We start from the raw sequence: 8,323 nt of genomic DNA, 5'->3' as shown, positions 1-8,323 counted from the left end.
CTTCACCACAAAGCGACGGCACATAAAGCAAACCACCCCCCACCCCACACACCGCGCCCCCCCGAACGCCCCCCCCCCCCCCCGCGCCCCATTCCCGCCACCATCGCCGCCGTGGTGCGCGACGGCCACGTACTGCTGGTGCGGCGCGCCAACCCGCCCGACCAGGGCCGCTGGGCCTTTCCCGGCGGCAAGATCGAGGCCGGCGAACGGCTCGAGGATGCCGCCGCGCGCGAACTGTTCGAGGAGTGCGGCGTGCGCGCCGAGCCGCTGCGCGTCTTCGATGCCGTCGACGTGTTCGACCACGACGAGGCTGGCGCGCTGCGCCGGCACTACATCCTGATCGCGGTGCTGTGCCGCTGGCAGGCCGGCGAGCCGGTGGCTGGCGACGATGCGCTGGACGCCCGCTGGGTGCCGCTGACCGAGCTGGAGGGCCAGGCCCTGGCGACCAGCTTCGGCGTCGCGGCGCTGGCGCGCAAGGCCGCGGTGCTGGCATTTCGCGAAGGTTAGGCGCGGCCGCCCGGCGTCAACCGCCCGCGATCTGCTCCAGATACCGCGTCGGCGACACCCCAATCACTACTGAGCCGCGCGTGGGGTCCGGTCCGACAACGCGCCGGCGCCCCATGCTGTCGAACGGATGCCGGGATCGATCGGTTAAGGTGTAGCCCCACACCTCTTAACCCTTCATTCCTGGAGTAATGAATGACCGGCTTGATTATCGTGGTGGCGGCACTGGCATTCCTGATGCTGGCGGCATATCGCGGCTACAGCGTCATCCTGTGCGCGCCCATCGCGGCCATGGGCGCGGTGCTGCTGACCGACCCGTCGGCGCTGGCGCCGGTGTTCTCGGGCATTTTCATGGAGCGCATGGCGGGCTTCGCCAAGCTCTATTTCCCGGTGTTCCTGCTGGGCGCGGTGTTCGGCAAGCTGATCGAGCTGTCCGGCTTCTCGCGCGCCATCGTGCAGGCGGTGCTGCGGCTGATCGGCGCCGAGCGCGCCATCATCGCGATCGTGCTGGTGTGCGCGGTGCTGACCTACGGCGGCGTGTCGCTGTTCGTGGTGGTATTCGCGGTCTACCCGTTCGCGGCCGAGATGTTCCGCCAGGGCGGCATTCCCAAGCGGCTGATGCCGGGCGCGATCGCGCTGGGCGCGTTCACCTTCACCATGACGGCGCTGCCCGGCACGCCGCAGATCCAGAACATCATCCCCACCACCTTCTTTGAAACCACCACCTGGGCCGCGCCCTGGCTGGGGCTGATCGGCGCGGCCTTCACGCTGACCGTCGGGGTGGCCTACCTGGAATGGCGCCGCAAGCGCGCCGCGCTGGCGGGCGAAGGCTACGGCACCGAACTGCGCAACGAACCGGACACGCCCGCCGGCGGACGCGAGCATCACCCGCTGGTCGCGCTGCTGCCGCTGGTGGTGGTGGGCGTGGCCAACTTCCTGCTGACACGCTGGATTCCCGGCTGGTACCCGGCCGGCTCGCAGGTCGAACTGCCCGGCCTGCCGCAGCCCCTGCCGGTCAACGCGCATGACCAGGTGGCGCTGTGGGCGGTGATGGGCGCGCTGATCGCCGGCATCGCCACCATCCTGCTGTTCTCGTTCTCGCACATCAAGGCGCATTTCGCCGAAGGCAGCAAGAGCGCGGTCTCGGGCGCGCTGCTGGCGTCGATGAACACCGCCGCCGAATACGGCTTCGGCGGCGTGATCGCGGCGCTGCCCGGCTTCCTGATGGTGGCCAGCGCGCTCAAGGCGATTCCCGATCCGCTGGTGGGCGAGGCGGTGGCGGTGACCTCGCTGGCCGGCATCACCGGTTCGGCCTCGGGCGGCATGAGCATCGCCCTGGCGGCCATGGCGCAGACCTTCATCGACAGCGCCCAGGCGGCCGGCATCCCCATGGAGGTGCTGCACCGCATCGCCGCCATGGCCTCGGGCGGCATGGACACGCTGCCGCACAACGGCGCCGTCATCACGCTGCTGGCCGTCACCGGCCTGACGCACCGCCAGTCCTACGGCGACATCTTCGCCATCACCCTGATCTCGACGCTGTCGGTGTTCCTGGTGATCGCCGTGTACTACCTGACCGGCATCGTCTGAGCGGCCGGCCCGAAGGCCTGGCCGAAGACCTCGGCCAGCCATTGGCTGAACACCCGCACCCGCGCCGACACCTGGCGGTTCTGCGGGTACAGCACCGACACCGGCATCGGCGCCGGCGGCGCCCCCGGCAGCACCTCCTTGAGCCGCCCGGCGGCCAGGTCGTCGGCCACCCGGTAGCGCGGCACCTGGATCAGCCCCAGACCGGCCAACGCCGCGCTGGCATAGAGTTCGGCGCCATCGACGCTGACGACCGAGCCCGGCCGGGCCAGCACATTGCGCCCGTCCACCATGAAATCCAGCGGCACGCTGCGGCCGGTGGATGACGACACGTAATCCACCGCTCGGTGCCCTTCCAGGTCGTCCACCGTGGCCGGTTCGCCATGGCGCGCCAGATAGGCCGGACTGGCGACGGTGACCTGCGGCATCAACGCGATCTGGCGGCCCACCAATGATGAATCCTGCAGCGTGCCGGCGCGCAGCACGCAGTCCACGCCCTCGCGCACCAGGTCCACCAGCCGGTCGTCTTCGCCCAGGTGCAGCACCAGGTCGGGGTAGCGCTCCAGGAAGCCCGGCAACGCCGGCATCACGAACACCCGCGCCAGCGTGCCTTGCAGGTTGACCCGCAGCAGGCCCTTGGGCGCGGTGTTCAGGAAGGCGCCATCGGCTTCCTCCAGGTCGGCCAGCAGGCGCACGCAGCGGCGGTAATAGGCCTCGCCGTCATGGGTCAGCCGCACCTGGCGCGTGGTGCGTTCCAGCAGCCGCGCCCCCAGCCGTTTTTCCATGCGCTTGACCAGGTTGGTGACGGTCGCGCGGGGAATTCGCAGGTCTTCCGACGCCTTGGAGAAACTGCGCCGTTCGGCGATGCGGACGAACACCTGCATTTCCTGGAAGCGATCCATGTGCATGCCTTATTATTAATGCCAATGAAATTATGTTAGCAAAACATGGGTAATTATCTTTGATTTGGAATAGTCCATGATTCGTCTCACCCCATGAGCCATCTCACATCCCTTAAGGAGTCTCCATGAATTCGCAGATTTCCCAACGCGTTGCCCTGGTCACCGGCGCTTCGCGCGGCATCGGCGCCGCGATCGCGCGCCGCCTGGCCGCCGATGGCTTTGCCGTCGCCATCAACTACGCCTCCAGCGCCGCCGAAGCCGACGCCCTGGCCGGCGAGATTCGCAACGCCGGCGGCCGCGCCCTGGCGGTGCGGGCCGACGTGTCCAAGGCCGCCGAGGTGCGCGCCATGTTCGAGCAGGTCGAGGCCGGCCTGGGACGCATCGACGTGCTGGTCAACAGCGCCGGCGTGCTGAAGCTGCAGGCGCTGGCCGAAGCCAGCGACGAGGTCTACGACCAGACCTTCGACATCAACACCCGCGGCACCTTCAACACCCTGCGCGAGGCCGGCACGCGGCTGGCCGACGGCGGCAGCATCGTCAACGTCTCCAGCACCACGCTGGCGCTGAACCTGCCCACCTACGGCCTCTACATCGCCAGCAAGGCGGCGGTGGAGGGCTTTACCCGCGTGTTCGCCAAGGAACTGCGCGGCCGCCGCATCACCGTCAACGCGGTGGCGCCGGGCCCGGTCGCCACCGACCTGTTCAAGCAGGGCAAGAGCCCCGAGCTGATCGAGCACTACGCCAAGATGCCGCCGCTGGAACGCCTGGGCGAACCGGAGGACATCGCCGGCATCGTGTCATTCCTGGCCGGGGCCGACGGCGGCTGGATCAACGGCCAGGTGCTGCGCGCCAACGGCGGCATCGCCTGACGCGCAACCGCGCCCGCGGATGCTACTGTTGCCCCCATGCCTTCCAACCCCGCAATCAATCCGCCAACCATGCACCGGGCGCCGCCCGCCCCTCATGCCGGCGACGCCCCGCGCCGCCGGCGGCATCGCGCCCGCGCGCATACCCTGGCGGCCGCGGCGCTATGCCTGGCGGCGCTGGTTCCGCCGGCTGCCCGGGCCGCGCCAGAGGTGCAGACCGGAGATCTGGTCTTCCAGCAATCCCGCTCGGCCCAGAGCCTGGCCATCCAGCAGGCCACCCATTCGCCCTACAGCCACATGGGCATGATCGTGATGCGCCAGGGCGCGCCCTACGTGCTGGAAGCCGCCGCCACGGTCAGCTACACCCCGCTGGCCGCGTGGGCGGCGCAAGGCGAACGCGGCGCCTACGTCGTCAAGCGCCTGCGCGACACGGCGCGGCTCACGCCCGAGGCGCGCGAAAAACTGGCTCGCGTGGGCACGGACTATGTCGGCAAGCCCTACGATCTGGTGTTCGGTTGGTCGGACGAGCGGATCTACTGCTCCGAACTGGTCTGGAAGATCTACCAGCGCGCCCTCGGCGTGCGGATCGGCGCGCTGCAACCCTTGAAAGACTTCGACCTGAGCCCGCCCGCCGTCCAGGCCAAGATGCGCGAGCGCTATGGCAAACACATTCCCTGGGACGAGCCCATCATCTCGCCCGCCGCGATGTTCTCTTCCCCGTTGCTGCGGACGATCGGCGAACGGTAGCCGGCCTCGGCGCGCTAGAGGCCCGGCACCGTGGTGAAACCGCCGAAGAACGCGCATTGGCCGGGAAACCCCGGGCGCGCGTCGCAGGCCTTCAGGCAACCCGGCTTGTCCGCCGCAAAGCGGGCCGCCACCGACATCGCAAACCCGTAGGTGGGCGTGGTGACGTCCAGGCGGCTCTCGCAGACCGTCTTGAGGCTGTAGGCGAACGTCATGGCCTCGTCGCGGCCGCCAATGGAGAAGGCGACCTGGAAGCTGTCCAGGCTGCGCCATCCGGGCCGGGGCAGCACCAGGAAGCGGTAGCGCTTGTGGTCCAGGCGCTCGCCGAATATCTTCAGCTTGGCCGTCGATGAATCCGTCTTCGGCGACGGATACGGCAGCGCCAGCAACGCGCGCGGGTCGCCCAGCACGCCCAGTTCGAAACCGAGGCCCTTTTGATAGAACGGAATCTCGATGTTCGGATAGCCCGATATCGCCAGGTGCCTGTTGGGCGCCCGGCCTTGCCCGGACCGCGGCGCATAGTCCGGCGCCCGGGCGAACGTCACGTCCAGCGTCAGTACCGCCTGGGCGGGGTCCGCCTCTTCGCTGCGGATGTCGTCAAGACGGTTGGGGCCATGGCTGGCGCAACCCGCCAGCAGCGCCGCCGACAACGCCAGCGGCGCGAGCCATGCGCGGCGCGCAAAGAACGTCAACGTCATGTCACCGCTCCTGCCTCACCGGTATCACGGCCAGGCCTTGCCCGCGGAATTGCCACCCGTCTTTTGATTCCTGCCAGCGGAAGTTCCGATTGAGCCACTCGGCTTTCATGTTGTCGTACAGGCGGCGCTGATCGATCCGTCTACCGGCCTCGCGCTGTTGCCTGGCGATCAGGTGGGTTTCGTCCCAGATCGGCCGGAAGGCCTTGCTTTGCATCGCTTTGTTGAACGGCACGCGGGCATAGACCCCTTCGTCCGCCGCGCTGAGCCGGATTTCGTCATCCAGCAGCAATGCGGCGCTGCGGTTGTCCGGCGAAACCGAAACCAGGCGCGCGGCTGGCGCCCGGCCCTGCCCGGGAATGCGGTCTTCGAACCACAGCACCTGCCCGGTGGTCGTGACCAGCGCGCGCGAACCCGCAATGAACAGCAGCAGATCCTGGCGGCCCGGCTGCGCCAGGCCCAGGTCGGGGTCGCGCATGTCGATGACCGGACTGAGCACGCGCGCCAGCGGCGTGTCGTTCTGCACCGCGATCAGGATAGTGCCCACGCCCATGAAGTCGCTCGATACCGCCAGCAACACCGGCTGGCCGCCAGCCGTCGGACCCAGCGCCCTGACATGAATGAATTCAAAGGCGTTCAGGGGCCGATAGGTATGGCCGCGATAGCTGATCCGTCGCAGGTGCGACCCTTGGCGTCCGTCCAGCCGGAACGCGCCGATTTCCTCGCTGACACGGCTGTCGGCCGACGGCTGCGCCGGCGCGGCCGCTTGCGCGTCGGCGGTCATGGGCGCAAGCGCCGCCGCCAACGCCAGTCCCGCCCCCGCCAGGGCGGCGCGCAAGGAGATGAAGTCGGTTCGAGAGAACTGCGCCACGGCTTCCCCGGCAATCCATGCACAAGTTGAAACCTGCGCATTCTATCTTGCGCCGCGGCCTGGGCCGGCGGCCTGCCCATTGGGGAGATTCATTCCACCCTGGACTCAGTCCATGAAAATTACTTGTTTGTCGTGATCAACGACCGGGCCTAGCATGACCGGCATCGCCCACGATTCCAACGGAGACAGCAAGCCCATGAGCGCCCCGATTCCCGCCTTTCCCCACAGCCACATCGAGCGCGACGCGCGCGGCGTCTACACGCTGCGGATCGACGACGCCAAGAGCCTGAACATCCTGGCCTCGCCGGTCACGCTGGGCCTGACCCAGGCGGTGCGCTGGATCGCGGCGCAGGCCGATGCCCGCGCGCTGGTGCTGCGCGGCAGCGGCGACAGGGCCTTCGTCGGCGGCGCCAACATCCATGAAATGGCCGAACTCGATCCGGACGGCGGCCGCGCCTTCATCACCCGCCTGCGCGACCTGTGCGAAGCGGTGCGCGCGGTGCCGGTGCCCACCATCGCCCGCCTGCCCGGCTTCTGCCTGGGCGCCGGCATGGAGCTGGCGGCGGCCTGCGACATCCGCCTGGGCTCGCGCGACGGCGTCTTCGGCATGCCCGAGGTGCAGGTCGGCATTCCGTCGGTGATCCACGCCGTGCTGCTGCCGGCGCTGATCGGCCCGGGCGCCACCCACTGGCTGCTGCTGACCGGCGCCACGGTCGAGGCCGAGCAGGCGCTGCGCTGGGGCTTCCTGCAATTCCTGTGCGAGGACGGCGAACTGGACGCGCTGGTCGAGCGCACCGTGGCGCCCATCGCAAACAGCGGGCCGCTGGCGGTGCGCTCGCAGAAGGCGCTGTTGCGCTATTGGGAAACGTCCTCCATCGAGGCCGGTCTGGACCGCAGCGTCGACGCCTTCGGCGCGGCCTTCGACACGGACGAGCCGAAGCGGTACATGGCGCCGTTCCTGGCCCGCAAGCGCGCGCGGGAGGCGCAATGACGGCGGCGCCGGCCACCGGCCCGTTGGCCGGCGTGCGGGTGGTCGACATGACATCGGTCGGCATGGGCCCCTACGCCACCCAGATCCTGGGCGACATGGGCGCCGAGATCATCAAGGTCGAAGCACCCGAGGGCGACGTGTTCCGCGCCTCGGCGCCGGCCGCCTCGCCCGGCATGGGTGCGGTCTACCTGAACCTGAACCGCAACAAGCACAGCCTCACCCTGGACGCCAAGGACCCCGCCGACCGGCAACGCCTGCTGCGGCTGGTGGACAGCGCCGACGTCTTCATCTCCAACGTGCGGCCGCGGGCGCTGGCGCGGGTCGGGCTGGACGCCGCCAGCCTGCGGGCGCGCAACCCGCGCCTGGTCTATTGCTCGGCGGTGGGCTTCGGCCAGGATGGCCCCTACGCCGCCCAGCCGGCCTTCGACGACATCATCCAGGCCATGAGCGGCCTGGCCGACCTGCAGGGCCGCAACAGCGGCGCGCCGGCCTATATCAACACCATCATGGCCGACAAGGTGGCCGGGCTGACACTGGCCTACGCCATCCCGATGGCGCTGTACGAGCGCGAGAAGCCCGGCCAGGGGCAGGCCATCGAGGTGCCCATGTTCGAGACGCTGGTGTCCTTCACCCTGATCGAACACATGGGCGGACGCACCTTCGACCCGCCGCGCGGCGGCATGGGCTACAGCCGCGTGCTGTCGCCCGAGCGCCGTCCCTACCGCACCCGTGACGGCTTCCTGGCGCTGCTGCCCTACACCGATGCGCAATGGCAGCGCTTTTTCGCCCTGGCCGAACGCGCCGACCTGGCCGCCGATCCGCGCTACGCCAGCCCCCAGACCCGCGCCCGCAACTTCGACGCGCTGTACACCGACCTGGCGGCCATCGTCGCGCTGCGCGGCACCGAAGACTGGCTGACGCTGCTGGCGGACGCCGACATTCCCCATTCGCGCGTCAACCCGCCCGAGGCCTTGTTCGACGACCCGCACCTGGCCGCCACCGGCTTTTTCCAGCGGCTCGAACATCCCACCGAAGGCGCGCTCACTGCCACCGCGATCCCGGTGCGCTTCTCGCGCACGCCCGGGTCGATCCGACGCCTGGCGCCACGCCAGGACGCGGATCGCGATATGCTCGATCCGGATTGATCTCCCGGGACGCGGCGG

General features: G+C 69.3%; 9 protein-coding genes. 6 read left to right on the top strand and 3 right to left on the bottom strand.

What is annotated here, in order from left to right:
- The first annotated feature begins 90 nt into the window (after positions 1–90).
- A complete protein-coding gene (locus tag AC6LKG_RS14305; protein WP_498165290.1) occupies positions 91–507 on the top strand; it encodes an NUDIX hydrolase in 417 nt (138 codons plus the stop codon).
- Positions 508–699: 192 nt separating this feature from the next.
- Entirely contained in the window at positions 700–2,094 is a 1,395-nt protein-coding gene (locus AC6LKG_RS14300; protein WP_053500194.1) for a GntP family permease, read from the top strand.
- Here AC6LKG_RS14300 and AC6LKG_RS14295 read toward each other — a convergent pair.
- On the bottom strand, positions 2,073–2,993 hold the full coding sequence (locus tag AC6LKG_RS14295) for a LysR family transcriptional regulator (protein WP_498165285.1): 921 nt from the start codon (positions 2,991–2,993) through the stop codon (positions 2,073–2,075). The two genes, AC6LKG_RS14300 and AC6LKG_RS14295, sit on opposite strands and share 22 nt — an antisense overlap.
- 125 nt (positions 2,994–3,118) lie before the next feature.
- On the opposite strand from AC6LKG_RS14295, the gene AC6LKG_RS14290 reads away from it, so the two are divergent.
- Complete coding sequence (locus AC6LKG_RS14290; protein WP_498165283.1) at positions 3,119–3,862, top strand: SDR family oxidoreductase; 744 nt, start codon at positions 3,119–3,121, stop codon at positions 3,860–3,862.
- Positions 3,863–3,898: 36 nt separating this feature from the next.
- On the top strand, positions 3,899–4,606 hold the full coding sequence (locus AC6LKG_RS14285; protein WP_498165282.1) for a YiiX family permuted papain-like enzyme: 708 nt from the start codon (positions 3,899–3,901) through the stop codon (positions 4,604–4,606).
- Between the two features lie 14 nt (positions 4,607–4,620).
- Here the strand turns inward: AC6LKG_RS14285 and AC6LKG_RS14280 are convergent, their stop codons facing one another.
- Both AC6LKG_RS14280 and AC6LKG_RS14275 read right to left on the bottom strand, forming a co-directional pair.
- Positions 4,621–5,301, bottom strand: coding sequence for a hypothetical protein (locus AC6LKG_RS14280; protein WP_498165280.1), 681 nt, complete (start codon positions 5,299–5,301; stop codon positions 4,621–4,623).
- Between the two features lies 1 nt (position 5,302).
- Entirely contained in the window at positions 5,303–6,169 is an 867-nt protein-coding gene (locus AC6LKG_RS14275) for a hypothetical protein (RefSeq protein WP_498165279.1), read from the bottom strand.
- Positions 6,170–6,365: 196 nt separating this feature from the next.
- Here AC6LKG_RS14275 and AC6LKG_RS14270 point away from each other — a divergent pair, with 196 nt between their 5' ends.
- Positions 6,366–7,160 carry an enoyl-CoA hydratase gene (locus AC6LKG_RS14270; protein WP_498165289.1) on the top strand — a complete coding sequence of 265 codons (795 nt, stop codon included), beginning with the start codon at positions 6,366–6,368 and terminating at the stop codon, positions 7,158–7,160.
- A complete protein-coding gene (locus AC6LKG_RS14265; RefSeq protein WP_498165278.1) occupies positions 7,157–8,305 on the top strand; it encodes a CaiB/BaiF CoA transferase family protein in 1,149 nt (382 codons plus the stop codon). Before AC6LKG_RS14270 ends, AC6LKG_RS14265 begins: the two co-directional genes overlap by 4 nt.
- Positions 8,306–8,323 lie beyond the last annotated feature (18 nt).

The organism is Achromobacter sp. 46006 (genome assembly GCF_059761975.1).
Note: the sequence above shows the minus strand (reverse complement) of the source record. Positions and strands in the feature narration are given on the sequence as shown.